Origin of the sequence: Cryobacterium levicorallinum (assembly GCF_004402405.1) — a bacterium.
GTDB lineage: Bacteria > Actinomycetota > Actinomycetes > Actinomycetales > Microbacteriaceae > Cryobacterium > Cryobacterium levicorallinum.
Window position 1 is genome coordinate 190,988 of record NZ_SOFE01000001.1, and the last position, 25,679, is coordinate 216,666.

The window sequence follows — 25,679 nt, forward strand, 5'->3', positions numbered from 1 at the left end:
ATTTACCCCGACCGATGCAGGATTAAGGTGTGGCGTACACCGGTTGTTCAAGTACATCTGATCGAATAGGTCCAAACATCGTGAAAGCGCGCCGGCAAAGCGCGTCCGCGACAAACGAATGGACGCTCCGTGAGCTTTCGAACGGCTGAATACCCCCGGCCGGATCATTTCCTGTTACACCTGAGCGACACCCACCTGCTGGCGGGGGGCTCGAAACTCTATGGCAGCGTCAACGTTGAAGCCCACCTGGCCGAGCTGTTTGCCGAGGTCGAGGCCTCCGGAGCCCAGCCAGAGGCCATCGTCGTCACCGGTGATCTCGCCGACAAGGGTGAGCCCGGCGCCTACCAGCTGCTGCGTCAGATCGTGGAGCCGGTCGCTGAGCGTCTCGGCGCCCGAATCGTCTGGGTCATGGGCAACCACGACAATCGCTCGGCTTTTCGCATCGAACTGTTCGGTGAGGTGGCCAGCGACGCGCCGATCGACCGGTCCTACGACCTCAACGGCCTGCGCCTGATCACCCTCGACACCTCGGTGCCCGGTCACCACTACGGAACAGTGACCGACCAACAGCTGCAGTGGCTCGCTGAAGAGCTGCGCGTACCGGCCCCCGACGGCACGATTCTGGCGATGCATCACCCGCCCATTCCGAGCGTGCTCGACCTGGCCACCGCCGTCGAGCTGCGCGACCAGGACCGTCTGGCCGACGTGCTGCGCGGCACCGATGTGCGCAGCATCATTGCCGGCCACCTGCACTATTCATCGATGGCCATGTTCGCCGGCATCCCCGTGTCGGTAGCGTCGGCAACCTGCTACACGCAAGACCTCAACGTTCCCATCGGCGGAACCCTCGGGCGCGATGGCGCCCGAGCGTTCAACCTGGTGCACGTCTACCCCGGCACGGTTTTGCACTCAGTTGTTCCGCTCGGCCACTACCCAACGCTCGACTACGTGGATGCCGCCGAAAGCGCGCGTCGTCTGCACGCTTCCGGCGTCGAGATTACGCCGTCGGAAACTCTGCCTGCACTGCGTGAGCCGCCAATGACACGGCCGATTCCGGTTCTGCGCTAGCGGCTAGGCTGGTCCGCTCCCACGGTGCCACGATCGGAAAGTACAGGTTCAGAAACGCAGTTACCGCGTCCCGGCGCACATCGGGCGTGATTTCCGGGTGGCTCCCATCATTGAGACAGAACATGTCCTGATCGCGGTGCTTGCGCAAATGGTTCATCTGCCGCAGGGCGATGCGCAGGGTCGTCTCGACGTAGAGCGAGCGCACCTGGGTCTGCGCAACCGCACGGCCGGTCATCAATGCGTAGTAGTGATACAGCGAATTGGTGACCGAGATGTCGGTCGCCGAGCGGAACCGGCTGGCTGCCGTGCGGCTGAAGTCCTCGGGAAACTCCCGCTCCAACTCAAGCAGCACGCTTTTGCGCATAGGCGCCGGCGTGTGCTCAAGGTGGCGGGTAGTGACTTTGCCGAAGCGGCCACGAAGCAGGGCACGGTTTACCCGTGCGGCGTTCTCAAACCCGCTGCGCGTCGGGTCGTTCTCGCCTAGACCGATTCGAGTGGCTGCTTCCACAAACTTGGTCACGCCGCCCGGCGAGAAGAACAGCTCGGGCCCGACCGGACGGCCGAAGAACATGTCATCGTTCGAATACAGAAAGTGCTCCGCAAGCCCCGGAATGTGCTGCAGCTGGCTTTCCACGGCGTGCGAATTGTGGATGGGCAGCACGCTCGTGTCGACGAAGAAATCTTCGCTGCGCATGATCGTCACGCGCGGATGCTCAGCGAGCCACTCCGGTGCCGGAGAATCGGTCGCGATGAAAATGCGACGAATCCACGGGGCGAACATGTAAACACTGCGGAGGGCGTACTTGAGCTCGTCGATCTGGCGAAAACGGGCATCCGAATCGTCGCCCTCGCCAACGACATAGGCCTGCATGCGCTTGGCACGTTCCCGCTGAAACTCGTCGCTCGAGCCGTCGACCCAGCTGAATACGAGATCGATGTCAAATGTGACGTCACTCGCCAGGTCGTCGAACATGTTCTGCAGGGTCAGCCAGGTGCGCCCGTACAGGTCGATCGTCGTTTCGCGGGCCTCGGAGCGCGGCAGCCGGGTGCGCATGAGTGCGTTCTCGACCGGCGCGATGATTTCGTCTTCACCGAAACGCCACAATTCGAGCTGAAACGCGGTCTGAGCCCCGTAGCGCAGGCGTCCAATCGGTTCGATCCGCGGGCGGTAGACCCGAAAAACCGACGACTTGCGTAACACCGTAAGAGCGCCGTCGGCGAGGAGAAATTGCTGGTTCACGTTGCCGCCCTGCGGCTTGGCGTAGAAGGGCTCATTGGCGAACGCCTCGCTAAGCACCTGGGTGATTTCCTTGCGACGCTTGCGGTCAACAGCGATGACCGGACGGTTGTGGTCGCCGCGCACGAGCAGAAAGTCGATTCCACCGCGGGTGAGGGCGTCGTAGACGGCGACGAGGTCTTTGACCATGGACTCGTGTGGCGTGTAGTGGCCATTGATCAACGCGATCTCGCCCTTGCGCACGACTACGTCATCCCGGTTGAAGCGGCGGGTGCGGGCATCCGGTGTGATCAACACCAATTCGGGCTCGTTACTCAGGGAAAGAGTCGGGATCAAGCCGGTGTTCGTTGGCGGTTCGGGTTCGTTCGAGTCGTAGCCGACGGAGTCGGGGCGAAAAGCGTCGGTATCAAAAATGTCACCGCCGGAGGAATCGGGGTAACCGACTTTTGGGGATTCCGTGCGCGCATCCGGTTGTGCGTCTGGAATATCGAGTGTCGCCATGGTCCTCCTTGAAAAAGTGGAGCACTCAAACACGGGGCAATTCGAGCCTGTCCCGGGGAGTGCGGCCGAAAAAGCCGGCATGAACGCTGCTCTGCCTGTGTCTCGAACAGCTGATTCGCAGGAAACATGGTGCCGCCGAGATTCTCGATGAGCGACCAGCGGCCGGTGACACGCAGGGGCGTTCTCCTCAGTGTACGTCCCTGATGCCGGTAGTTTGCTGCACCCGCGCAACGGCGGGCGGGCCTCAAAAACGAATGCTGCGGCATCCGTTTCGCACAGTCGGTGCACGTTAGAGGGCGGAGATGCCGAACAGGCCGATAATCAAGGCCATGAGCAGAATGGTCACGAGTTCGTGGGCCAGGTTGAGCACGGTGAGGCCGGCCGGGCGGCGGTCGAAGGCGTCGTGGGTGACCATGCGGGCTGCGGTGAATCCGACCCAGAGGATGAGCCCGGTGAGCAGGGTGTTGAACAGAAAGTTGCCGCCGTAGAAGTGCTGGGCGATCGCCGCGGCGCCGGCCAGCACGGAGGCGGTGACGAAGCTGACGATGACCGTGATGATAATAGCGCCGGTGCCGCTGCCCTTCATGCTTTCCTGGGTGTGTCCGACGGCTTTCATCCAGTACCGGCCGAAGACCGCGCGGGTGTACCAGATCAAGCCGACGACCATGCTCGATGCGGTGGCCAGGAGCACAGCCCAGATGTTGATTTCGGGAACCATGAGGGATCCTTTCGGCTGGTCCTGAACGTGGGGCGTAGGCGGTATCCCGATGTTAGTGCTTGTGTGGCCCGCCCAATTGTTGCTGTTCAGCGGCAATTTTGGCCAGAAGCGCGGCGGTGGCGTCGATCGGCGGCAGTTGAGCCGGGTCGGTGACTGGCAGTTGGCAGACGAAGTCGCGGCAGAGGTACGCGGTGGGCTGGCCGGTCTGCGCTGTTCGCGCGGCAAAGAGGTCGAATCCCGCGTCGTCGAAGGCGCAGGCCTGCGATTCGGTCACGGCGACGACTACGCCAGCCGGATGGCGCCGGGCGAGGTCGAGCAGGGTGGGGTTGAGGCCGGTGGCGCCGTGGGCGGTGGCGTCAGGGTTGGTGGGGTTGGTGGGGTCGGCGCGGACTCCGTCTGGCTCGTCTGGCTCGTCTGGCGAGACGATGACGAGCTGCTGGATCGGGGCGTTGAGCTCGTCGAAGAGGCGCAGCGCGGCGCCGAAGGCGAGCGGACGCTGCGGAGCGAGGGTGGCGACCAGGCTGAGTCCAGCCGTCGCGGCTCGGCGGTAGCGGTCGTCGCCGGTGAGCTGGTGGAGTAGTACGGCCGCGTCGACCGTGGCGGATAGTCCGGAGGGGTAGGCGCCCTCCGCCGGGTCAATGGCGCTGACCAGGCCCTGCGCGGTGAGTACGGTATCCGAGCCGTGCGGCGGGCGAAAAGCGGGGCTCGATGCCGTCGTGCTGACACCGGGGTCGGTCACTGCACCGGCCCAATCAGCAGCGTCGGTGGTGTCCGATAGCGTTCTGTCGAGCAGGTGACGAGCCCGGGTGGCGTATGTGACGTCACCGGTGACGAGAGCAAGTTCAAGGAGTCCCCGTGAGTACATGCCGTAGTCCTCCAACGTGGCCTTCGCATCCGAGGAACGTTCGCCGGAGGCAGATCCGCTGACGGAGGCCCGTACCAGCGTGCCATCAGCGCGCTCGTGGCGCACGCGCAGATAGTCGGCCGCGCGGCGGGCGGCGGCGATCAGGTCGGGCTGGTCGAAGGCGAAGCCGGCTCGGGCCAGTGCTTGGATGGCGAGGCCGTTCCAGCCGGTGAGCACCTTCTCGTCGCGGGCTGGCGGGGTCTGCCGGAGGCGGTCGCTCGCTTCGAGGGCGTAGTAGCCGCCCTCGACGCGCTGGCCGTCGACTGTGCTCTCCGAATCCTGGGCACTCGCGAAACCGCCGCTCGGCAGCTGCATCACGTCGCAGAGAAAGCGTGCGATTCCCTCGGCGACGTGGCGTGCCCACGGCGCTTCGGTGAGCATCCAGGCGCGGGTGTAGAGGCCGAGCAGTTGAGCGTTGTCGTAGAGCATGCGTTCGTAGTGCGGATCGCTCCAATCGCGATTGACGGCGTACCGAAAGAAGCCGCCCTCGATCGGGTCCCGCAGGGGTGACGCTCCCATGAGTTTGAGCGTGCGCACGGCGAGCTCGGGGCCTGGGTCGTCGATCCCACCGTGCCCGAGCAGAAAGGAGAGTGCCGGCGCCACCGGAAACTTCGGCGCGCCGCCGAAGCCGCCGAACGAAGCGTCCTCGTAGGCGACCAGTTCGGCCACCGCCTGGTCGAGCCGGTCGGCATCGGGTCCGGCGCCGGGCCCGCCGCCGGACGCGGAGCCGACTCCCGCGGCCAGGTCACGCGCCGACTCGGCGAGCATCTCTGCGACCCGAGCCGCGCCCGCAGTCAGGTCCGCGCGGCGCGTGAGCCACGCATCCGTCACCGCGGTCAGTACGTCGCGAAATGACGGATGCCCCGGCTGCCCGACCGGCGGAAAGTAGGTTCCGGCATGAAAGGCCCGCCCGTCGGGCGTGACGAACACGTTGAGCGGCCAGCCGAGCCCGTCGATAAACGCGCTTGCCGCGGCCAGGTAGCTCGCGTCGACGTCGGGGTGCTCCTCACGGTCGACCTTGATGCTCACGAAGTGGGCGTTGAGGTACTCCGCGATGGCCGGGTCGCTGAAGCTCTCCCTGGCCATGACATGACACCAATGGCAGGTGGAATAGCCGATCGAGACAAGCACCGGCACGTCCCGCTCGAGCGCTTCGGCGAAGGCCTGCTCGCCCCAGCCGAACCACTCCACCGGGTTGTCAGCGTGACTGCGGAGGTAGGGGCTGATGGCGTCGGCGAGGTGATTGGGCATGTTCCATTCTGCTCCCGCTTGGCCAATTCGAGCGAGCCGGGCCTAAACGACGCCGAGTAGTGCACTCCGGCGGCGTTGTACCCGAACCCAGACGATGAACCCGATGATGGTGAACGCCCCGTAGAACAGATACAGCACGGCGGATGCATAGTAGCCGGCGCTGATCAGCAGCGGCACCCCGACTACGTCGACGGCCACCCAGATCAGCCAGAACTCGGTCCACCCCTTGGCCATACCATAGGTCGCGAGCAGCGAACCCGTGAAGATCCAGGCATCTGCCCAGACCGGTTCGAACGAGCCGAGCGCACGAAAAATCGGGGTGAGCACGAGGGTGCCGGCGATCAGCCCAGCGGCGAGCAGAATGCGGGTGCGGTTGCCAGCCCAGTGCGGCGCGACGGCAACGTGCACGGCGGAATTGCGGCTGCGCTGCCACTGCACCCAGCCGAAGATCGACACGACGATGAACATGATCTGACGGCCGGCCTGCCCAAGCAGGTTGACCGGGTTCGGCGTCCCGAACACGGCGCCGAGGAACACTGTGAACAACAGCACGTTGCCGACGATCCCGACCGGCCAGGCCCAGATCTTGCGGCGCATGCCCCCGACGGCGCTCGCAATTCCGAAGGCGTTGCCGATGACCTCGCGCCAGAGAATGGTCTGGGTGCCAAGCTGCAGCTGCGCGTCGAATAGCCATTCAATGGGATTCATGGGATCTTTTCTGCCAAACGGCACGCACTCGCGCACCGGCGCGGGGAAAACGCAGCACACCCCAATGTACGCCGTTGCACAGCCGTGGCCCCACGGACCGTCGGTCGCCGGGGCCACTCATAAGCGGATGCTGCGGGCTAGTTCACCTCGTTAAGGTGAGCCGAGTCGCGGGCCAACCCGCCGCGCTCCCGCGACCTGGCTAGTTCACCTCGTTAAGGTGAGCCGAGTCGCGGGCCAACCCGCCGCGCTCCCGCGACCTGGCTAGTTCACCTCGTTGGGGTGAGCCGAGACTCGGCCGGCGCGCTCGAGCGCGGAGATCATGGTCACCTCGGTGTGGGTCAGTTCGAAGTCGAACACGTCGAAGTTCTCCGTCATGCGCGTGAGGCGGTTCGACTTGGGGAACAGAATGTTGCCGATCTGCAGGTGCCAGCGAATGACGACCTGCGCTGGCGACTTGCCGTGCGCGTCGGCAGCATCCGCTATCACCTGCTCGTCGAACAGGGGATACTTGCCCTGGCCGAGCGGGCCCCAGGCTTCAATGTTGATGCCGTTCTCGCGAGCGAAAGCGATGACCTCCGGCTGCTGATGTGCCGGGTGCAGCTCGATCTGGTTGACGGCGGGCACGATGCTGGTCTCGTGCAGCAGCCGGTCGAGGTGCGGCACCAGAAAGTTGGACACGCCGATGGAACGGGAACGGCCCGACTCCTGAATCTTTTCGAGGGCCTTCCAGCTCTCGACAAACTTGTCGTTGGCCGGAGCCGGCCAGTGAATGAGGTACAGGTCGACGTAGTCGAGGCCGAGCTTCTCGAGGCTCTCCTCGAAAGCGTCAAAGGCTGATTGGGCGCCCTGACGGTCGTTCCACAATTTGGTTGTGATGAACAGCTCGGAACGGTCGATGGCCGAAGCGGCGAGTGCCTTGCCCACACCCTCCTCGTTACCGTAGATGGCAGCGGTGTCGATGTGGCGGTACCCGACCGACAGCGCGTCGGCCACAATGCGGGTGGTTTCGTCGGGCTCGACCTTGAACACGCCGAAACCGAGCTGAGGAATCGTGTGGCCGTCGTTGAGGGTGATGGTGGGAACAGATTTCGTCATCGCCCCAGCCTATAAGCCGGGGTCCTCGACACTCTCTCCCAACCCCCAATGTTCACTGACCGCGAAAGCGCCCGCGCTGGCCAGCACGGGCACTTTCACGTCGCGGGTGGGGGCGAAGTAATATTGAGACTTCATGGAAACGCTCAATATCACCTTCCCGCCCGAACTGCCGGTCAGCCAGCGCCGGGAGGACATCGCCCGCGCGATTCGCGACAACCAGGTCGTGATCGTCGCCGGATCGACCGGGTCGGGCAAGACCACCCAGCTGCCCAAGATCTGCCTCGAGCTCGGCCGCAAGAACATCGGCCACACCCAGCCGCGCCGGCTCGCCGCGCGCACCATTGCCGAGCGCATTGCCGAGGAGCTCGGCCAGGAGGTCGGGCAGCTCGTCGGCTACCAGGTGCGGTTCACCGACAAGGTCGGCGCGGATACCCGCATTAAGTTGATGACCGACGGCATCCTCTTGAATGAAATTCACCGCGACCGGATGCTGCGCAAGTACGACACGATCATCATCGACGAAGCGCATGAGCGCAGCCTCAATATTGACTTTCTGCTCGGGTATTTGCGGCAGTTGCTGCCCAAGCGACCCGATCTCAAGCTCATCATCACCTCGGCGACGATCGACCCGGCCAGTTTCGCGAAGCATTTCGCGGCCGCCGACGGTACCCCGGCGCCCGTCGTCGAGGTGTCAGGGCGCACCTTCCCGGTGGCGATTCGCTACCGCCCGCTCGTGGCCGAGCCCGGCATCGACGACGATGACGACACGACGGATGCCGCTCCCCCGGTTGACCGCGACTACATCGAGGGCATCACCACGGCTCTCGACGAGCTCGAGCGGGAGTCGAATGGTGACGTGCTGGTCTTCCTTTCCGGCGAGACCGAGATTCGCGACGCCGCCGACGCGCTGCAGGGCAAGTACGCCTCCTCGGCCAGCCGCAATCCCACCGAGGTGCTGCCGCTGTACGGCCGGTTGTCGTCGGCGGACCAGCACCGGGTGTTCCAGCCGTCGACCGTGGCCGGGGTCAAACGACGCATCGTGCTCGCGACCAACGTGGCCGAGACCAGTCTGACGGTGCCGGGCATCCGTTATGTGATCGACGCCGGAACGGCGCGGATCAGCCGCTACAGCGTGCGGTCCAAGGTGCAGCGGTTGCCGATCGAAGCGATCTCGCAGGCCTCTGGCAACCAGCGCAGCGGCCGCAGCGGCCGCACCAGCGACGGTATTGCGATTCGGTTATATTCCGAAGAAGACTATATGCGCCGCCCGGAATATACCGAGCCGGAGATTCTGCGCACGAACCTCGCCGCGGTCATTCTGCAGATGATCTCGCTCGGCCTCGGCGATATTGCCTCGTTCCCGTTTCTCACCCCGCCGGACAGCCGCAATATCAAGGACGGCCTCGACCTGCTCGCCGAACTAGGCGCCATCGAGGCGGAGGGTACCGGTCGCACCAAGAGCGGTCGCCGCCCGGTTGAAACGGATGCCGCCCCCGCCGCCGGCCCGGCCACCCCTCGCCTGACCCGCATCGGCCAGCAGCTCGCGCAGCTGCCGATCGATCCGCGCTTTGGCCGCATGGTGATCGAGTCGAAAACGCAGGGAACCAGTAGGGAAGTCATGGCGATCGTCGCCGGGCTGACCATTCAGGATCCGCGGGAGCGCCCACTCGAACGGCGCGCGCAAGCCGACCAGTTTCACGCTCGGTTCGCCGACCCGACGAGCGACTTTCTCAGCCTGCTCAACCTTTGGAACTACCTCGAGAAGCAACAGTCCGAACTCGGCTCGAGCGCCTTCCGTCGACTGTGCAAGAACGAGTACCTGAACTACCTGCGGGTGCGCGAATGGCAAGACGTCTTGCGCCAGTTGCGCCAGCTCGCCAAGCCGCTCGGCCTGCACCTCGGTGAACCGAGCGCCAACCCCGACGGCGTGCACCGGTCGCTGCTGGCCGGACTGCTCTCGCACATCGGGCTGAAGGACGTCGCCAAGAAGGACTATGTCGGCGCCAGACAGCAGCGCTTCGTGCTGTTTCCCGGCTCAACCCTGGCCAAGAAGCAGCCGAACGCGGTGATGAGCGCCGAACTGGTCGAAACCAGCCGATTGTTCGCCCGCATGAACGCGGTCGTCGACCCGGCCTGGGCCGAACCGCTCGCCGGCAACCTGTGCAAGCGCAGCTACTCCGAACCGCACTGGGAGATGAAGCAGGGCGCCGCCGTCGTCTACGAACGGGTCACCCTGTACGGCGTACCGATCGTGGCCCGCCGCCGGGTGCAGTTCTCCCGGGTCGACCCGGCGTATGCCCGCGAGTTGTTCATTCGGCACGCGCTGGTCGAGGGCGAGTGGGACCGCGCGTCTGGACCGCAGTCTGCTTCGGCCGAGAAGGAAGCGGATCGCGGCTCCCGCGGACCATCCCGCAACGAACGCGTCAGCATCTCAACCGACGGCGGCGACGCCAGCGGTGGGCGCGGCGCTGGCCGCGCACCCGCCGTTGGCTCGAGCGCCAGCCGCGGCGGACGTCCCGGCCAGACGGGCGACCCCGGCATGTGGGCGTTCGAACGGGCCAATGCTCGGCTGCGGGAGGAACTGGCCGAGCTGGAGGAGCGCACCCGGCGCCGGGACATCCTCTTTGATGATGAAGCGGTGTTCGACTTCTATCAGCGTCGCATTCCGGCCGACGTGTCGTCGACCAAGAGCTTCGAGGGCTGGTGGCGCACTGCCCGGTTCGACACCCCCGACCTCCTGACCATGACCGCCGACGCGCTCGTCGCCGAGGACTCCCCCGAGATCGACGAGGGGCTCTTTCCGCCGAGCTGGCAGCAGGGTGACCAGCGTCTGACCCTCGGCTACCGCTTCGAACCCGGCGAAGAAGACGACGGCGTGACCGTGCGCATTCCGCTCGCGCTGCTCGCCCGCCTCTCGCCGAACGGTTTCGACTGGCAGGTGCCCGGCCTCCGCGCCGAGCTCGTGACCGCCATGATCAAGTCGCTGCCGAAAAGCATCCGGCGCAATGTCGTGCCCGCCGCCGACTGGGCAGCTCGGCTGCTCGGCGAGCTGCCGAGCGAGCCCGGAATCGTGGAGGCGCTGCCGACGCCGGTGCCGCAAGGCTCGTTCGCCGAGACGCTCGCCGCGCTGATTCAGAAGCTCACCTATGTGCCGGTTTCCGCGCGCGACTTCGCGCTGGGCCGGGTTCCGTCGCACCTGCGCATGACCTTCGTCGTCACCGACGAACGTGGGCGCACGGTCGCCGCCGACAAGGACCTCGCCGACCTGCAACGGCGGCTCGGTACCCGCGTTCGGGAGAGCGTCGCGAAGGCGACGAGCGCCGCGGCTCCCAGCAACGCGATCGAGCGCGGAGGCATCACCACCTGGGACCTCGGCGAGCTCCCGCGCTTTCTCGACACGAAGCAGGGTGACAACACGATTCGCGGGTATCCGACGCTGGTCGATGATGGGGCATCCGTTTCTATTCGCATGATGAGCACCGAGTTGGAGCAGGCGCGCGCGCTGCCCCGCGGGGTGCGCCGGCTGCTGCTGCTGGCGACGCCGTCGCCGGCCGCGTATGTGCAGCAACATCTGACCGCCGCCGAGAAGCTTTCGCTCGCGACCAGCCCGTATAAGAGCACGCAAGCCCTGTTCGAGGATTGCCTCGCCGCCGCGGTCGACGACGTGCTGTTTCGGGTGCGGCCCGACGGGCAGGTGTTCATGAAGGCCGAGTTCGACACCATCCGCGACCGGGTGTCGGGAGTCGTGATGGACTCCATGTTCGAAACGGTCGGCCTGGTCGCCCGCATTTTGACCGCTCATCGGCTGGCCGACAAGGCGCTCAAGGCCGCGACCAGCATGGCCTTGCTGCCCGGAATCAGCGATGCCCGCCAACAGCTGACGGCGCTGGTCTACCCGGGATTCGTCAGCGAGACCGGTCTGGCCCAGCTGCGGCACCTGCCGCGCTACCTCAGCGGAATCAGCGCCCGGGTGCCGAAACTGGTCGACAACCCCAGTCGCGACCGGGTCTGGATGAACGAGACCCAGGCCGCGACCACGCGGTTCGAGAACGCCGGCGGCTCGATGCCGCTCAAAGCGGATGCCGCGGCGCCGGTCCTGCGCGCCCGCTGGATGATCGAGGAGCTGCGCATCAGCCTGTTCGCGCAGGAGCTGAAGGCTGCGGAGTCCGTCTCGCTGCAGCGGATTCAGAAGGTGCTCGCCGGGTAGTTTGCCGCTACGGCCGTATTCTGCTGCCCGGGCCCACCTTACGAAACCGGGCCCGGGCCCGGAAAGTAGAGAGCGGGGGCTAGAGGACCTTGGAGAGGAAGGCCTGGGTGCGGTGGTGCTGGGGGTTGGCGAGCACCTCGGTGGGGATACCGCTCTCGACGACGACTCCGCCGTCCATGAAGACGAGCGAGTCGGCGACCTCGCGGGCGAAGCCCATCTCGTGGGTGACCACGATCATGGTCATGCCATCGCGGGCCAGGCCCTGCATGACGTCGAGCACCTCACCGACGAGCTCGGGGTCGAGCGCGCTGGTCGGCTCGTCGAACAGCATGAGCTTGGGCTCCATCGCGAGGGCACGGGCGATCGCGACCCGCTGCTGCTGGCCGCCGGAGAGGTGCGCAGGGTAATAGTCGGCCCGTTCGGCAAGCCCGACCCGGGCCAGCAGGGCGCGGGCGTTGGCCTCGACCCCGGCCCTGGACAGGCCCTTGACCCGGATCGGCGCTTCCATCACGTTTTGCAGCGCGGTCATGTGCGGAAACAGGTTGAAGCGCTGGAACACCATGCCGATATCCCGGCGCTGCCGAGCGGCCTCCTTGGGGCGCATCTCGTAGAGCTTGTGGTTGGCCTCGCGGTAGCCGATGAGCTCACCGTCGACGCTGAGGCGCCCCGCCGAGACCACTTCGAGGTGGTTGATGCAGCGCAGGAACGTGGACTTGCCGGATCCGCTCGGCCCGACCAGGCACATGACCTCGCCGCGCTTGACCTCAAGCGAGATGCTCTTGAGCACCTCATTGGAGCCGAAGCTCTTGGAGACACGGTCGGCGACCACCATGGGCGTCTCAATAACAGCGGACATCAGCGGTCCCCCTTCGGCGAGTCGGTCGGCGGCGTTTCGCGCGGCAGCTGCGGCGGCAGGACCACGGTCGGTTGGCCGCTGCCGACGACATGGGTGACGCCGGTCGTGACGCCCGTGATCGACGAGGTGGCGTCATCCGCTTTCTTGTTCGGACGACGGTCACCGATGCCGCGGGCGAACCGCTTCTCGAGAAAGTACTGACCAACCATGAGAATCGAGGTGAAGAACAGGTACCAGATCGACGCGACGATGAGCATCGGCACCGTCTCGAAGGTGATGGCGGCAATGTCGCGCGAGCGCGTGTAGAGCTCAAGAGTGAAGGGGATGGCGACCACGAGCGAGGTCGTTTTCAGCATCGAGATGACCTCGTTGCCGGCCGGTGGAATGATCACCCGCATCGACTGCGGAACGACCACGCGCACCATGGTCTGGAACCAGCTCATGCCGAGGGCCTTGGCCGCCTCTTCCTGCCCACTGTCGACCGAGAGCAGGCCGGCGCGCACGATTTCAGCCATGTAGGCGGCTTCGTTGAGGGCCAGTCCGATGACTGCGAGGATGAAGGCGCTCAGCGCGACCCGGGTCGGGAACGATACCCACGGGTCGGTGAACGGCAGCCCGATGTCGATCGACTGGTAGATCGTGCCGATCAGGCCCCAGAAGGCGAGCTGAACGTAGACCGGGGTGCCCCGGAAGATCCAGAGGTACACCCAGGCCATGCTATTGACCACCGGGTTGGGCGACAGCCGCATGATCGCCAGGGTCACGCCGAGAATGATCGCGATGACCATCGAGTAGACCGTGAGCTGCAGGGTGACGAACGCCGCCTGCGAGATGCGCTGGTCGAACAGGTACTTGCCGACGGCTGGCCAGTCATAGGCCGGCCGCATCGCCGCATCGGCGATGAAGAGCGCAACGAGCAGCAGTAACACGACCGCGAAGGTATTGCGCCACGGGTGGCGCAAGCGAATCGCCTTGATTCCGGGCTCCGTCTTGCCGCCGGGCGCGGCCGTGTTCGTCATGATGCGGGTCGCTTATTCTCTAGCCGTTGGATGCGGCGTTGATGGTGATAATGTCGATGCCACCGTCGGTGACTCCCCACTCGGAGAGGATCTTGCCGTAGGAACCGTCGTCAACCATGGACTGCAGGGCAGCCTGCACGGCTTTGGTCAGTTCCGAACCCTTGTCGACGGTGATGCCGTACGGCGCCACATCGAAGCTTTCGCCGGCGGGCTCCAGCTTGCCCTCGGCCTTGGAGATGGCATACAGGGCGACCGGCGAGTCGGCGCTGAGGGCATCAGCCTTGCCGAGCACGACCGCGTTGGTCGCTTCGTCCTGCGATGGGTAGGGCAAGACCTCGATTGCCTCCAGCCCGGCGGCGGCACAGGCCGCGTTCTTGGCGGGAAGTTCGTCGGTGTGCTCAACCGTGTTGGCCTGTACAGCGACGGCCAGGCCGCAGGCGTTGTCGGGGTCGACGGTACTGCCGACGGGCGCGGCCCAGAGGATGCCGGCGTTGAAGTAGTTGACGAAGTCGACCTGCTTCTCGCGTTCGAGGTTGTCGGTGAACGAGGATTCGCCGATGTCGACGGTGCCGCCGGTGATTTTGGGAATGATGGTGTCAAAGGACGCGATCTCGTACTCGGTGTCCAGGCCGAGCTTGGCCGCGATGCCGTTGGCGAGTTCAATGCCCCAGCCGATCGGTGCGCCGGACTCGTCCTTGTACTCGTTCGGCGGGTACGCCGCGTCGGTTCCGATAATGAGCACGCCCGCGCTCTTGATGTCTTCGGGGAGCAACGCGACGGCTGCGGCATCCGCTTCGATCGTGGTTCCGGAGCCTGAGGGCGTCGTGGCGGTCGTGGTGGTGTTGTCGACACAGCCGGTCAGTAGCAGAACGGCGGTGGCGGCGAAAGCCGGAACGATGTAGCGTGCGCGCATGGCACTTCCTTCTTCATTTGGTCGAAAATGCGTGGATTCTACGGTGAATCCACACGCGAGTAAGACCTAACGAGCCTAGTGCAACCGCAGCCGACTGTTTTCGAGCCCCTGGCATTCAAGCGATTTTGACCAGTGGATGCTGCGGATCTATCGTCAAAAGGTGCCCAACTTGAGACCGAACATCCTGTACACCTCACCGACCGACCCGCTCGCGGCAACGCTGGTGGCCGAACTCTCGCGGGAGTATGACGAGCGCTACGGCCTGAACAACGGGATTCCCGCGTCGGTCGAGCTCAGCCGGTATCCGGCCCGGCGCTTTCAGCCGATCGATGGCGGCACCTTTTTGCTGCTCGTCGAGAACGGAAAAGCGATTGCCGGCGGCGCGTTCATGCGGGGCGAGAATGATTCCGTCGAGGTGAAGAGAGTCTGGACGCACTCCGCGCATCGCCGCCGTGGCCTGGCCCGCCAGGTGATGGCCGAGCTGGAGGCCGAGGCGGGGCGGCGGCGCATCCGTTCTATTGTGCTGACCACGGGAGCACGACAACCCGAGGCCGTGGCGCTGTACCTCTCGCTCGGGTATGAGCCGCAGTTCGACCTTGACGACGATTGGGAATCGATCGGGTATTTGGAGTTTCGCAAGCAGCTCGCCGTGGTCGACGAGCAGTTCAGCTAGTACATGCTGAATACGGAATATGTGTACGAGGCAGCCGATTGGGCGGCTTCGAGCAGCTGCACGGTCTGGTCGACGACCTCGGTGAAGGGCAGGTTGTGCGCCAAGAGTGTGCAGAGCGGGCACTAGCCCGGTGGTTGACCGGCCAGCCGGGCCCTGCGGCTGTGCGGCGTGCAGCGCCTCGATAACGAGAATCTCAAGCAAGAGCGCGACGACCCGGTCGGCCGCATTCGAGAGCCGGTCCTTGGCCGAACCACCGGGGTTACGTCCTTCGAGCTTGACCAGCACCCGGGCCGGCAGCCCGGCGGCGAGCACCCGCAGCTCAACCAACGGGGTATTACCCACAAGGTCCGCGACGCTCGCGAGCACGTCTTCGCGCAGCGGTTCTTCCGCCGACGGCATCGGTGCCGCGAGGTGCCCGGTGCTGCTCATCTCTCCATGGTAAATCTCCCGGCGCACACTGACCCCAGGGGTGCGACCATTACCGGCACGCCGAAAACGGATGCCGCGGCGCCTGCTGGCTTAAGCTGCATCCGTTCTGAGAAAAGTTACTGAATAGCGGCGGAGAGCAGGGCGACGTAGTCGTCGAGTCCCCAGCTCAGCGAGAGTCCGGTGGGCGGAGAAACGGACGAGATGAAGGCCGCGCCGACCGGGCTTGCGACCGTGCCGGCCTGCACCTGCGGCATGGCCTGGGCGTAGCTCGCGTTCAGGAACGCGTCGGACTCTTCCTGGGTGGAGCCGAAGTTGACCAGCAGGTCGCTGTCGAGCTGGTCGAGCTGCTCGTAGCTGAGCGTGTAGTAGAAGCTCGCCTCGTCGGTCGCGAGGTCGTCGACGGCGGGAGCGCTGACGAAGCCGAGGTCGAGGGTGAAGTCGACGCGCGGGTCTTCCTTCTTATAGATGTAGAAAGTTCCGGCGCTGTCGCTGGTGAGGGCGATGGTCTTGCCGGCGAATTCAGGGTGCGCGGCGGCCTGATCGGCGATTTCGGTGTCGATCGATGCGAGCAATTTGTCGGCCTCATCGGTCTTGCCGAGCGCGGTTCCGGTGATTTCGATCAGTTCGCGCCACGGGGTGGCCCAGGCGTCGCCCGGGTAGGCGACGACCGGGGCGATCTCGCTGAGCAGGTCGTATTCCTGCTCGGTAATGCCGGAGTACGCGGCGAGAATCACGTCCGGCGCGGACGCGGCGATGTCTTCGTAGGGCGGCTCCTGGGTGTCGGGCAGAATGACGGGCATCTCTTCGCCTTCGAGCGCCTCGTTGATCCACGGCAGCACGCCGTTTTCATCGCCGGCGTAGCTTTGGAACGGCATCGCCACCGGAGTCACGCCGAGCGCGATCGCGTCGTCTGCGCTGCCCCAGCCCCAGGTCACGACGCGGGTCGGCTGCTCGTCGATCGTGGTTTCGCCGAACGCGTGCTCGATAGTGACGGGAAAGCTGCCGGATGCCGCGGTGTCCGCGGCAGGGTCGGTCGCGTCATCCGCGGCGGCCGTGCAACCGCTCAGGGTCAGAGCGAGAATGCTGGCGGCGGCAGCCAATGTGACGGTGAGGCGTCGGGACACGAAAATCTCCAGTTCGTCGGGCGCGGGCGACATTCTCGCCCTGCTTGATAAGGGTAGCCTACCCTAAATTCAAACGCGTTCGATTTGTCGGGATTCGGGCGCAGCCTCTGGGACCGCTGTCGGAGGGGCAGCAGGCGCAGCGCTGGGGACAGCGCTGTCCGACCCTGAAGCCGGCGCCCGGCCGTGGAACCGACCGATCGGTACGACCATGGGCGAGCCGCAGACCGGGTCGGGTCTGATGAGCGCCTCGAGGTCGAAGGCCTCGCGCACGATCTCGGCCGTGAGCGTCTCGGCCGGCGCGCCATTGGCGACGATGCGTCCAGCCCGCATAACGACAAGGTGATCGGCATAACGGGCGGCCAGGTTGAGGTCGTGCAGCACCATCACAACGGTCGTGCCGCGCTCACGATTGCGTTCGAGCAGTAAGTCGAGCACCTCAATCTGGTGGGTGACATCGAGAAAGGTGGTCGGTTCGTCGAGCAGCAGAATCTCGGGATCCTGCGCAAGCGCCATGGCAATCCAGACGCGTTGGCGCTGGCCGCCGGAGAGGTCCTCAAGGCGGCGGGAGGCGAGCTGGTCGGTGTTGGTGGCGGCCATGGCCGCGGCGACGGTCTCTCCGTCGGTGCTTGACCACTGCCGAAACCAGCCCTGGTGCGGGTAGCGCCCACGCCCGACGAGGTCGGCCACGGTGATGCCGTCCGGGGCGACCGGCTGCTGGGGCAGCAGGCCCACGACGGTCGCGACTTTCTTGCCGGGGAGCGCGGCGATGTTGCGACCATTCAGGGTGACCTGGCCGGCATCCGGTTTCAGCAGCCTGGCGAGGCCCTTGAGTAGCGTGGATTTGCCGGAGGCGTTGGCCCCGACGATGACGGTGATCGCGCCGGGAACCACCTCGAGGTCGAGGTTGTCGATGATGCGGGTCTGGTCGTAGCCGAGGCTGACGCCCTCGGCGCGCAGGAGCTGGGTCATCAGGCGCCCTTTCCGGTTGTATTGCTGGTGGCGAGCAGCCAGAGCAGGTAGGGGGCGCCGATCGCGCCCGTGATGATTCCGGCCGGCAGTTCGAGCTGCCCCGGCAGCAGGTGTTGGGCGGCGAAGTCGGCGGCCGTGGTGATCAGCGCTCCGATCAAGGCGGCCGAAATCAGGGCGAGCCCCCCGGAGCCGACGATGCGACGGGCGATCGGCGCCGCGACGAACGCCACAAAGGCGAGCGGGCCGACCGCCGCTGTCGCCGTCGCGGCGAGGGCGACCGCGATCACGAGCAGCACGAGTCGGGTGCGTTCGGCGCCAACGCCGAGGCTCGTTGCAAGATCGTCACCAAGCTGCAGGGCGCGCAGGCGGCCACTCAGCAGCCGAATGATGGGCAGCAGCACGAGCAGCACCACGGCGACGACCGAAATATCCTGCCAGCGGGCACCGCTCACACTGCCGACCAGCCAGAGCAGGGCGCCCTGCGCGTCGTTCAGGTCGGCGCGGGAGAGCAGATAGCCGAGCAGCCCCTGCACCATGAACGCGACCCCGACACCGATCAGCACAAAGCGGTAGCCGACAACTCCCCCGCGCCAGGCCAGCAAATAGATAGCGCAGGCGACGATAATGGCCCCGGCAAACGCCGCGAGCGAGGTGGCGACGGCACCGAAGCCGAGAATGAGCATGCCGAACACTGCGGCAGCGCTCGCTCCCCCGGTCACTCCGATAATGTCGGGGCTCGCGAGCGGATTGCGCAACACGGTCTGGAACAGTGCGCCCGAGATTGCGAACGCCACGCCGACGAGCACGGCGAGGGTCAGCCGCGGCAGACGCAGCGACAGCACGATGAAGTTCTCGCTCTGCGTTCCCTGCCCGGTGAGCGTGCGCAGCAGGTCGGGCACGCTGAGCGAATACGCTCCGATCGCGAGGCTGAAGGCACCGACGATGACGAGGGCACCGAGCAGCCCGAGCACGATCCGGCGCTCGCGTCTGCGGAGCTGCGCGCGCGTGTGGGCCAGCGGTGCGGCATCCGCTTTTAAACCGAATACTGTCGTCCCGGCCATCACAGGCCGGCCAGTTTCACTCGGCGCACGAGCGCAATGAGTACCGGCGCGCCGAGGAAGGCGACGACGAGGCCGGCCTCGATTTCGCCGGGCTGGGCGATGATGCGGCCGAGCACATCCGCCGCGACGAGCAGGGTGGGGCCGAACAACGCGGAAAACGCAATAATGAGGCGGTAGTCCGGGCCGGTGATCCAGCGTGCCACGTGCGGCACAGCGAGTCCGACGAACACAATCGGGCCGGCCATCGCGGTCGCCGAGCCGCACAGCAGCACGATCGCGACGGCGCAGACGATGCGAGCGGTGACCAGATTTTGGCCGAGACCACGGGCGAGATCGTCCCCGAGGGCGAGGGCATTGAGCATACGTGCAGCCACGATGGCGAGAATCGCGCCGACCAGAATGAACGGGGCCAGCGGCAGGGCAGCGTCGAGGCCACGCGCGACGAGGGAGCCAGCCGCCCAGAACCGGTAGCGGTCGAAGGCCTCCGAGTCGGCCAGCAGCACGATGGTAATGAGCGAGGTGAACGCCGCCGTCAGCGCGGTTCCGGCGAGGGCCAGCTTGACCGGGGTGGCGCCTTCACGGCCGAGCGAGCCGATTAGATAGACGATCGTCGCGGCCACCGCGGCGCCGGTAAAGGCGAACCAGACGTAGCCGAGCGCGGTGGTGACACCGAACCAGCCGATGCCGGCGACGACGAACAGGGAGGCGCCGGCGTTGACGCCGAGCAGACCCGGGTCGGCGAGCGGGTTGCGAGTGACACCCTGCATGAGGGCCCCGGCCAGGCCGAGGGCCAGGCCGGCGAGCAGTCCGACGACGGTGCGCGGCACGCGCAGGTCCAGGATGACGGTGCGGTCAGTCAGCGCAGTGTCGGTCAGGGTTCGATCGGGGTCGATCAGGGCATCGAGCACGGTGCCGAGGGCGATCTCCCGGGTGCCGACGACGAGCGACGCGGCGATGGTCAGAACGAGCAGCGCGAGCGCGAGGGCGAAGCCGATGACGACGCGGCGCGGCCGGGTTCGGGTTCGCTCCGGCCGTGCCAGAACCAGAGTCACTGAGCTTCGGACCGGCCGAGCCGCCAGTAGCCCATGAAGGCCACGCGCTTTCGGTCGATGCCGGTTTCACTCACCAGAAAACGGCGCAGCAGCTTGATCATGCAGGATTCACCCGCGAGCCAGGCGTAGAAACCGGTGCCGGTTTCATCGTTGGGCGATTCCCAGAGCAGGTCGCAGTCCACGTCGATGTCCGCCCAGGGCTGCGGGGTGGCGGCGACCGCCGTCTTGACGAGCGAACGATTGTTCGCCACCCAGCCGCGCACCGCGGCGTCGAGTCGCTCACCGTGCGGGGCGGTGTCGCGAGCCAGCCAGGTGATTTCGCAACCGGAGGGGAGGTCGAGGGGTGGGGCATCCGCTTCGGTGGGCACTTCGACGAAGGCGCGCGCGCGGCGGCCGGCCGGGAGACTCTCGAGGATGCTGCAGATGGCTGGAGCTGCGGTTTCGTCGCCGGCCAGCAGCAATTCGGTCGCCTGCGCCGGGTGCCAGTCGAGGCCGATGGCGCGGCCCGGGCTACGCTCGTCGGGCCCGATGATGAGCACGTCACTGCCGACCGACGCCGTGTACAGCCAGCGCGCAGCCGGGCCGAGCGAGCCGTGACCGTTGTGGGTGACGAAATCCACGTCGATTTCACGCAGTTCGGGGCGCACAGCGCGAACCGTGTAGGTGCGAAACGGGTTGCGATCGGCGTCCGGCAGCGCGCGCCAGCGGGCGTACCAGCTTCCGTCGGCGATGGTGGACTCGTCGTTTGCACCAATGTCGGACAGGCCACGGCCGAGCAGCGGCAACACGATCTTGACCCTCTGGTCGAGCCCGGCGGTACTGAAGGTGTCAAACTGCTCACCGAAGAAGGTCACCCGAGTGAAATGCTTACTCAGGGAACGGATGCCCACTACCGTGGCCCGATAGGGTCGATAGGCCGGACGATCCAGGACCGCAGTCGCACTCTCGTTCGGTAAGGTAAGCATTGCCTTAGTATGGCATGCCTTAGCTGGGGTTTGTCCAGCACCGCAATTTTCGCGGTCAGCTGCCCGCCCCGGTTTTCAATCGGCCCCGCCGTAGACTGAAATCGTGAAAAGCTACTGGACCCTTCTGCGCACGCCCGGCGTATCCCGCCTTATCGCTGCGCAGTTGACGGCCCGTTTTCCCTTCGGAATGCTCTCCCTCGCTTTTCTCATTCACATTGAGCGGATCTTTGATTCCTACGGCGCGGCCGGACTGGTTCTCGGTGCCATGAGCATCGGTCAGGCCATCGCCGGGCCGCTCACCAGCCGACTGATGGGCCGACTCGGTATGCGCCCGGTGATTATCGCCACCATGTTCATCTGCGCGGTGTCGATCATCGTGATGGCGCTGATTTCGCTGTCGGTGCTGAACCTCATGCTGATCGGATTCGTCGCCGGCCTGTCCACCCCGCCGATTCAACCGGCCGTGCGCACGATTTACCCCAAAATCGTCAACTCCCGCCAGCTCACCCCGCTCTTCTCGCTGGATGCCTCGGCGCAGGAGATCATCTGGGTGCTCGGCCCGGTGATCGCTACCTTCGTGGCGCTGCAGGTATCGACGACCGCGGGCATCCTGCTCGCCGCATTCTTCCTGGTCGCCGGCGGAATCTGGTTCGTCGCCCTGCCCGAGGTAGGCCGGGTGCGCATCCCGCGCAGCCGCCGCAAGCTCGGCGTTGTGCTCAAAAAACCCGAGGTTCTGCTCAGCACGGTCGTTGGTTTCACGCTCGTTGCCGCCTGCGCCGCGGTCGAAGCCGGTGTGGTTGCGGTGTTCGGCCACGGCAGCGCCGACGCCGGCTGGGTGCTCGGCATCTTCGCGATCGGTTCGCTCATCGGCGGCCTGGCACTCGGACACGCTCCGATCGGCCCTTGGGCCCTCGCCGCCCGCATGCTCATCGTCACCATCGGGTTAATTCTGGCCAGCCTGTGGCTCACCTTTTGGTGGCTCTCCCTCGCGCTGCTCCTGGCCGGGGTCGGCATCGCGCCCGCCTTCGCTGTTCTTTTCGGCATCGTCTCGGCGAGCGTGAAATTCAGCGACACCGCCGAAGCCTATGGCTGGGTCGGTACCGGCCAGCTGATCGGCGCAGCCATGGGCTCCGCCATCGCCGGGTTCTCGATCGACCATTCCGGCCCGGTGTCGGCGATCTACGTCGCCGCCGGTTTCGCGGGCCTCGGCTGCATCATCCCAGCGCTCGGCCGCCGCTGGCACCCGGACCTGCGCGGGCGCGATATCAGCCCCATTCCCGACACCGAGCCCATCCAGGTGCAGGTCTCGTAACATTGAGGGATGACTTCCCTCAGGTTCAATGACGGCCACGTGATTCCGCAGCTCGGTCTCGGGGTGTACAAGGTAGCGGATGCCATCGCCGCCGACACCGTGCAGGTCGCGCTCGAGGCCGGGTACCGTCACGTCGACACCGCAGCACTCTATGAGAACGAGGTCGGCGTCGGGCAGGGGCTCGCGCGTTCCGGGGTGCCCCGGGAGGACGTGTTCGTCACGACCAAGGTGTGGAATGACCGCCACGGCTACGACGAAACGATGAAGGCCTTCGACGAGAGTCTGGCCAAGCTGGGCCTGGACTACGTCGATCTGTACCTGATCCACTGGCCGGCACCGCAGCAGAACCGCTACGTCGAAACCTATCGCGCCCTCGAAGCCCTGCGCGCCGACGGCCGGGCCCACTCGATCGGGGTCTCGAATTTTCACCCGCACCACCTCGACCGACTCCTGGCCGAAACCGACGTCGTGCCGGTGCTCAACCAGGTGGAGTTGCACCCGTGGCTGCCGCAAACGGAGGTTCGCGCTTATGACGCGGCCCACGGCATCCGTACCGAAGCGTGGTCGCCTCTGGCCCGCGGGCGCGCAATCGGCAACCCGATCCTCGATGCGATCGGCGCCCGGCACGGCAAATCAGCCGCGCAGATCGTGATCGCCTGGCACCTCGCGCTCGGCAACATCGTCATTCCCAAGTCGGTCACCCCGGCGCGCATTCGCGCCAATATCGACGTGTTCGACATTGTGCTCGAGCCGGACGATCTTGCGCAGATTGCGGCGCTCGAAAGCGGCGAGCGCACCGGCACGGACCCCGACGACCTCGACTGAACTAGAGGTGATCGGCCGACGTATTACCAGCGCGGGTGAATCTGCTCCCGCAGGAGCCGGTCATAGATGTCCTGAACGCCCTCGTTGAAGGCGATGTCGAGCGGTTCGGCTACGCCAGCGGTCGCGTTTCCCTGCGCCTGGGCGACCGAGCGGGCTCCCGGAATGACGGCGCTCACCCCGTCGATCTGGGCTACCCAGGCCAGGGCGGCCTGGGCTGGCGTGAGGCCGACGGGGGCCAGGGCTGCGAACTCCGTGGCGGCCTGCAGGCCCACCTCGAAGTCGACGCCGGAGAAGGTCTCCCCGACGTCGAAGTGGCTGCCGTCCCGGTTGAAGTTGCGGTGGTCGCTCTCGGCGAAGACCGTGTCGGCGGTGTATTTGCCGGTCAGCAGCCCGCTGGCCAGCGGAACCCGGGCGATGATGCCCACCCCGGCGGCGCGTGCGGCCGGCAGCACCTCGTCGAGCGGTTTGAGGCGAAAAGCGTTCAGGATGATCTGCACCGTGGCGATGCCGGGGTGGCTGATAGCGGCGAGGGCCTGGTCGCAGGTCTCGACGCTCACCCCGTAATTGGCGATGACGCCCTCGTCGACGAGGGTGTCGAGCGCGTCGTAGACCTCGCCGGAGTCGAACACCGCGCTCGGCGGGCAGTGCAGCTGCACCAGGTCGAGGGTGTCCATGCCGAGGTTGACCCTGGACCGATCGGTCCACTCACGAAAGTTAGCGAGAACGAAGTTCTCCGGCACCTGTTGCGCGCGACGACCCATCTTCGTGGCGACCGTGATCTCTACGCCCGGGGCATCATTCGCGAGAAAATTCCCGATCAGTCGCTCGCTGCGGCCGTCACCGTAGACATCCGCTGTGTCAAAAAAGGTGATGCCGGCATCAGCGGATGCAGCCAGCACGCCGGTCGCGTCGGCGTCAGAAACGGCGCCCCAGTCGGCGCCCAGCTGCCAGGTGCCCAGGCCGATCACGGAAACGGTGCGGCCGGTACGTCCAAGGGTGCGTTTTTGCATATCCCTAGCTTAGGCACCCGCCGCACATCGCTGCCGCACCATTTGGCCGTAGCGAAGCAATGTGACGCGGTCACACGCGGTGCGCCACGACAACGCGAACCCTACGGGCGCCACCCCCTGGACCGCAGCGCCGCATGAACTGGCACCACGCCGAGATCGGCTCGAGCACCGGCAGCCCCGCCACGCTGCTCAATCCCGGAGGATTCGCCGCGCGGTGTCCGCTGACCCCGGCTGTTTGCAGAGTCCGATCCGCGTCAACCAACTGAGGTGCCACCTTCTGCCCCATCGACCTCACCTCCCCACGCGAGGTGCCACCTTTAGCCCCATAAACGCTCGTCAAGGGGCTCGTCGAGGGGCCAATAGTGGCACCTCACAAAATACCAAGGGGCCAAAGATGGCACCTCACACCCTGAGACTCGTGTGGCGAGCCCCCCCATATGTGTCGAGCGGACGCTGCTAGCGACTCCCGATCCGCTCCGCGATTAGCGAACCGCCATCCTGCACGGGCTCCCCCACGTCGCCGATGCGCCAGGCACCCTCAACGGCCTCGAGCGCACGGGCGAACCGGGCGGGCTCGTCGGCGCTCAGCGTGAACAGCGGCTGGCCCTTCACCACGGTGTCGCCGGGCTTGGCGTGCAGGTCGATTCCGGCGGCATGCTGCACCGGATCCTGCTTACGGGCGCGCCCGGCACCGAGTCGCCAGGCACCGATACCAAAAGGCAGCGCCTGCTGTTCCACCAGCACGCCGCTCCGCTCGGCGAGCACAACGTGAGTCTCGCGCGCGACCGGCAACGCGGCATCCGGGTCGCCACCCTGCGCGCGAATCACGGCCCGCCATTTGTCCATGGCTCGGCCATCCTTCAGAGCCGCGCCCACATCGACACCGGTGATTCCGGCGAGCGAGAGCATCTCCTCGGCCAGCGCCACGGTGAGTTCAACCACGTCGGCGGGCCCGCCGCCGGCGAGCACCTCCACCGATTCGCGCACCTCGTTGGCATTGCCGATGGCAAACCCAAGCGGAACGTTCATATTGGTCAGCATTGCGGATGTCGCCACCCCGGCATCCTCGCCCAGCTCGACCATCGTGCGGGCCAATTCCCGCGACCGCTCGATGTCCTGGAGAAAGGCGCCCGAGCCGAACTTAACGTCGAGTACGAGGGCCTGAGTACCCTCGGCGATCTTCTTCGACATGATCGACGATGCGATCAGCGGGATCGCCTCGACCGTTCCGGTGATGTCACGCAGGGCGTAGAGCTTGCCGTCGGCCGGCGCCAGGCCGCTGCCGGCCGCGCAGACCACGCCGCCGAGCTCCTGCAGCTGCTGAAGCATTTCGGCGTTGCTCAGGTTGGCGCGCCAGCCCGGAATCGACTCGAGCTTGTCGAGCGTTCCGCCCGTGTGACCGAGGCCACGGCCGGACAGCTGCGGCACGGCCGCGCCGAAGACGGCGACGAGCGGCATCAGGGGCAGCGTGATCTTGTCACCGACGCCTCCGGTGGAGTGCTTATCGGTGGTCGGCTTGCCGAGGCCGTCGAAGCTCATCCGCTCACCGCTCGCGAGCATTGCCATGGTCAGAGCCCGAATCTCGCTGCGGCTCATGCCGTTCAGAAAGATCGCCATGGTCATGGCGGCCATCTGCTCGTCGCCGACGTAGCCACGGGTGTACGCGTCGATCAGCCAGTCAATTTGCGGTGTGGTCAGCTCGCCGCGGTCGCGCTTGGTGTGAATTAGGTCGACGGCGTCAAACGCTTCGATGGTGCTCATGGTGCACTCCTTCAGAGCTGA

At 66.0% G+C, this 25,679-nt stretch carries 20 protein-coding genes; 5 read left to right on the forward strand and 15 right to left on the reverse strand.

Annotated elements, in window-relative coordinates; translation table 11 throughout:
- Window positions 1–129: 129 nt before the first annotated feature.
- A complete protein-coding gene (locus E3O11_RS00920; RefSeq protein ID WP_092448894.1) occupies window positions 130–1,068 on the forward strand; it encodes a phosphodiesterase in 939 nt (312 codons plus the stop codon).
- On the opposite strand, the gene E3O11_RS00925 is transcribed toward E3O11_RS00920, so the two are convergent.
- The 5 genes from E3O11_RS00925 to E3O11_RS00945 form a co-directional block, all read right to left on the reverse strand.
- Window positions 998–2,806: a stealth family protein gene (locus tag E3O11_RS00925; RefSeq protein ID WP_092448895.1), complete on the reverse strand. Its 1,809-nt coding sequence runs from the start codon at window positions 2,804–2,806 to the stop codon at window positions 998–1,000. The two genes, E3O11_RS00920 and E3O11_RS00925, sit on opposite strands and share 71 nt — an antisense overlap.
- A 289-nt stretch (window positions 2,807–3,095) precedes the next feature.
- Entirely contained in the window at window positions 3,096–3,524 is a 429-nt protein-coding gene (locus E3O11_RS00930; RefSeq protein WP_092448896.1) for a DUF1761 domain-containing protein, read from the reverse strand.
- Between the two features lie 52 nt (window positions 3,525–3,576).
- The gene (locus E3O11_RS00935) at window positions 3,577–5,679 is read right to left on the reverse strand and encodes a thioredoxin domain-containing protein (RefSeq protein ID WP_092448897.1); all 2,103 of its coding nucleotides are present in this window, start codon (window positions 5,677–5,679) and stop codon (window positions 3,577–3,579) included.
- Between the two features lie 42 nt (window positions 5,680–5,721).
- Window positions 5,722–6,387 (reverse strand): nicotinamide riboside transporter PnuC, encoded by a 666-nt coding sequence (gene pnuC, locus E3O11_RS00940; protein ID WP_092448898.1) that lies wholly within the window; start codon window positions 6,385–6,387, stop codon window positions 5,722–5,724.
- 261 nt (window positions 6,388–6,648) lie between these two features.
- The gene (locus E3O11_RS00945) at window positions 6,649–7,482 is read right to left on the reverse strand and encodes an aldo/keto reductase (RefSeq protein ID WP_092448899.1); all 834 of its coding nucleotides are present in this window, start codon (window positions 7,480–7,482) and stop codon (window positions 6,649–6,651) included.
- Between the two features lie 133 nt (window positions 7,483–7,615).
- On the opposite strand from E3O11_RS00945, the gene hrpA reads away from it, so the two are divergent.
- Window positions 7,616–11,689 carry an ATP-dependent RNA helicase HrpA gene (hrpA, locus tag E3O11_RS17870; protein WP_198415524.1) on the forward strand — a complete coding sequence of 1,358 codons (4,074 nt, stop codon included), beginning with the start codon at window positions 7,616–7,618 and terminating at the stop codon, window positions 11,687–11,689.
- A gap of 79 nt (window positions 11,690–11,768) precedes the next feature.
- On the opposite strand, the gene E3O11_RS00960 is transcribed toward hrpA, so the two are convergent.
- From E3O11_RS00960 to E3O11_RS00970, 3 genes are read right to left on the reverse strand one after another with little or no spacing between them, the layout of a single operon-like run.
- Entirely contained in the window at window positions 11,769–12,545 is a 777-nt protein-coding gene (locus E3O11_RS00960) for an amino acid ABC transporter ATP-binding protein (protein ID WP_092448900.1), read from the reverse strand.
- Window positions 12,545–13,564, reverse strand: coding sequence for an amino acid ABC transporter permease (locus E3O11_RS00965; RefSeq protein ID WP_092448901.1), 1,020 nt, complete (start codon window positions 13,562–13,564; stop codon window positions 12,545–12,547). The genes E3O11_RS00960 and E3O11_RS00965 overlap by 1 nt, the downstream gene beginning before the upstream one ends.
- A 19-nt stretch (window positions 13,565–13,583) precedes the next feature.
- Window positions 13,584–14,477 (reverse strand): ABC transporter substrate-binding protein, encoded by an 894-nt coding sequence (locus E3O11_RS00970; RefSeq protein WP_092448902.1) that lies wholly within the window; start codon window positions 14,475–14,477, stop codon window positions 13,584–13,586.
- Between the two features lie 160 nt (window positions 14,478–14,637).
- Between E3O11_RS00970 and E3O11_RS00975 the strand changes: the two genes are divergently transcribed.
- A complete protein-coding gene (locus E3O11_RS00975; RefSeq protein ID WP_373866147.1) occupies window positions 14,638–15,150 on the forward strand; it encodes a GNAT family N-acetyltransferase in 513 nt (170 codons plus the stop codon).
- Window positions 15,151–15,695: 545 nt separating this feature from the next.
- On the opposite strand, the gene E3O11_RS00985 is transcribed toward E3O11_RS00975, so the two are convergent.
- The 5 genes from E3O11_RS00985 to E3O11_RS01005 are packed head-to-tail and all read right to left on the reverse strand — an operon-like array spanning window position 15,696 to window position 20,750.
- Window positions 15,696–16,736: an iron-siderophore ABC transporter substrate-binding protein gene (locus tag E3O11_RS00985; RefSeq protein ID WP_092448905.1), complete on the reverse strand. Its 1,041-nt coding sequence runs from the start codon at window positions 16,734–16,736 to the stop codon at window positions 15,696–15,698.
- A 36-nt stretch (window positions 16,737–16,772) separates the two neighbouring features.
- The gene (locus E3O11_RS00990) at window positions 16,773–17,672 is read right to left on the reverse strand and encodes an ABC transporter ATP-binding protein (RefSeq protein ID WP_092448906.1); all 900 of its coding nucleotides are present in this window, start codon (window positions 17,670–17,672) and stop codon (window positions 16,773–16,775) included.
- Window positions 17,672–18,733, reverse strand: a complete 1,062-nt coding sequence (locus E3O11_RS00995; RefSeq protein WP_092448907.1) for a FecCD family ABC transporter permease — start codon at window positions 18,731–18,733, stop codon at window positions 17,672–17,674. The genes E3O11_RS00990 and E3O11_RS00995 overlap by 1 nt, the downstream gene beginning before the upstream one ends.
- Window positions 18,733–19,785, reverse strand: a complete 1,053-nt coding sequence (locus tag E3O11_RS01000; protein ID WP_092448908.1) for a FecCD family ABC transporter permease — start codon at window positions 19,783–19,785, stop codon at window positions 18,733–18,735. Before E3O11_RS01000 ends, E3O11_RS00995 begins: the two co-directional genes overlap by 1 nt.
- Window positions 19,782–20,750 (reverse strand): siderophore-interacting protein, encoded by a 969-nt coding sequence (locus tag E3O11_RS01005; RefSeq protein ID WP_092448909.1) that lies wholly within the window; start codon window positions 20,748–20,750, stop codon window positions 19,782–19,784. Before E3O11_RS01005 ends, E3O11_RS01000 begins: the two co-directional genes overlap by 4 nt.
- A 103-nt stretch (window positions 20,751–20,853) precedes the next feature.
- On the opposite strand from E3O11_RS01005, the gene E3O11_RS01010 reads away from it, so the two are divergent.
- A complete protein-coding gene (locus tag E3O11_RS01010; RefSeq protein WP_092448910.1) occupies window positions 20,854–22,062 on the forward strand; it encodes an MFS transporter in 1,209 nt (402 codons plus the stop codon).
- A 9-nt stretch (window positions 22,063–22,071) separates the two neighbouring features.
- Window positions 22,072–22,887 (forward strand): aldo/keto reductase, encoded by an 816-nt coding sequence (locus E3O11_RS01015; protein WP_092448911.1) that lies wholly within the window; start codon window positions 22,072–22,074, stop codon window positions 22,885–22,887.
- Between the two features lie 23 nt (window positions 22,888–22,910).
- On the opposite strand, the gene E3O11_RS01020 is transcribed toward E3O11_RS01015, so the two are convergent.
- Both E3O11_RS01020 and E3O11_RS01025 read right to left on the reverse strand, forming a co-directional pair.
- The gene (locus E3O11_RS01020; protein WP_092448912.1) at window positions 22,911–23,897 is read right to left on the reverse strand and encodes an aldo/keto reductase; all 987 of its coding nucleotides are present in this window, start codon (window positions 23,895–23,897) and stop codon (window positions 22,911–22,913) included.
- A 456-nt stretch (window positions 23,898–24,353) separates the two neighbouring features.
- Window positions 24,354–25,658, reverse strand: coding sequence for a thymidine phosphorylase (locus E3O11_RS01025; protein WP_092448913.1), 1,305 nt, complete (start codon window positions 25,656–25,658; stop codon window positions 24,354–24,356).
- Window positions 25,659–25,679: the final 21 nt, after the last annotated feature.

Excerpts from the sequence above, each read along its gene's own strand:
- E3O11_RS00925 (WP_092448895.1), bottom strand. The coding sequence starts at position 2,806 with ATGGCGACACTCGATATTCCAGACGCACAACCGGATGCGCGCACGGAA.
- E3O11_RS00930 (WP_092448896.1), bottom strand. The coding sequence starts at position 3,524 with ATGGTTCCCGAAATCAACATCTGGGCTGTGCTCCTGGCCACCGCATCG.
- E3O11_RS00935 (WP_092448897.1), bottom strand. The coding sequence starts at position 5,679 with ATGCCCAATCACCTCGCCGACGCCATCAGCCCCTACCTCCGCAGTCAC.
- pnuC (WP_092448898.1), bottom strand. The coding sequence starts at position 6,387 with ATGAATCCCATTGAATGGCTATTCGACGCGCAGCTGCAGCTTGGCACC.
- E3O11_RS00945 (WP_092448899.1), bottom strand. The coding sequence starts at position 7,482 with ATGACGAAATCTGTTCCCACCATCACCCTCAACGACGGCCACACGATT.
- hrpA (WP_198415524.1), top strand. The coding sequence starts at position 7,616 with ATGGAAACGCTCAATATCACCTTCCCGCCCGAACTGCCGGTCAGCCAG.
- E3O11_RS00960 (WP_092448900.1), bottom strand. The coding sequence starts at position 12,545 with ATGTCCGCTGTTATTGAGACGCCCATGGTGGTCGCCGACCGTGTCTCC.
- E3O11_RS00965 (WP_092448901.1), bottom strand. The coding sequence starts at position 13,564 with ATGACGAACACGGCCGCGCCCGGCGGCAAGACGGAGCCCGGAATCAAG.
- E3O11_RS00970 (WP_092448902.1), bottom strand. The coding sequence starts at position 14,477 with ATGCGCGCACGCTACATCGTTCCGGCTTTCGCCGCCACCGCCGTTCTG.
- E3O11_RS00985 (WP_092448905.1), bottom strand. The coding sequence starts at position 16,736 with ATGTCGCCCGCGCCCGACGAACTGGAGATTTTCGTGTCCCGACGCCTC.
- E3O11_RS00990 (WP_092448906.1), bottom strand. The coding sequence starts at position 17,672 with ATGACCCAGCTCCTGCGCGCCGAGGGCGTCAGCCTCGGCTACGACCAG.
- E3O11_RS00995 (WP_092448907.1), bottom strand. The coding sequence starts at position 18,733 with ATGGCCGGGACGACAGTATTCGGTTTAAAAGCGGATGCCGCACCGCTG.
- E3O11_RS01005 (WP_092448909.1), bottom strand. The coding sequence starts at position 20,750 with ATGCTTACCTTACCGAACGAGAGTGCGACTGCGGTCCTGGATCGTCCG.
- E3O11_RS01015 (WP_092448911.1), top strand. The coding sequence starts at position 22,072 with ATGACTTCCCTCAGGTTCAATGACGGCCACGTGATTCCGCAGCTCGGT.
- E3O11_RS01020 (WP_092448912.1), bottom strand. The coding sequence starts at position 23,897 with ATGCAAAAACGCACCCTTGGACGTACCGGCCGCACCGTTTCCGTGATC.
- E3O11_RS01025 (WP_092448913.1), bottom strand. The coding sequence starts at position 25,658 with ATGAGCACCATCGAAGCGTTTGACGCCGTCGACCTAATTCACACCAAG.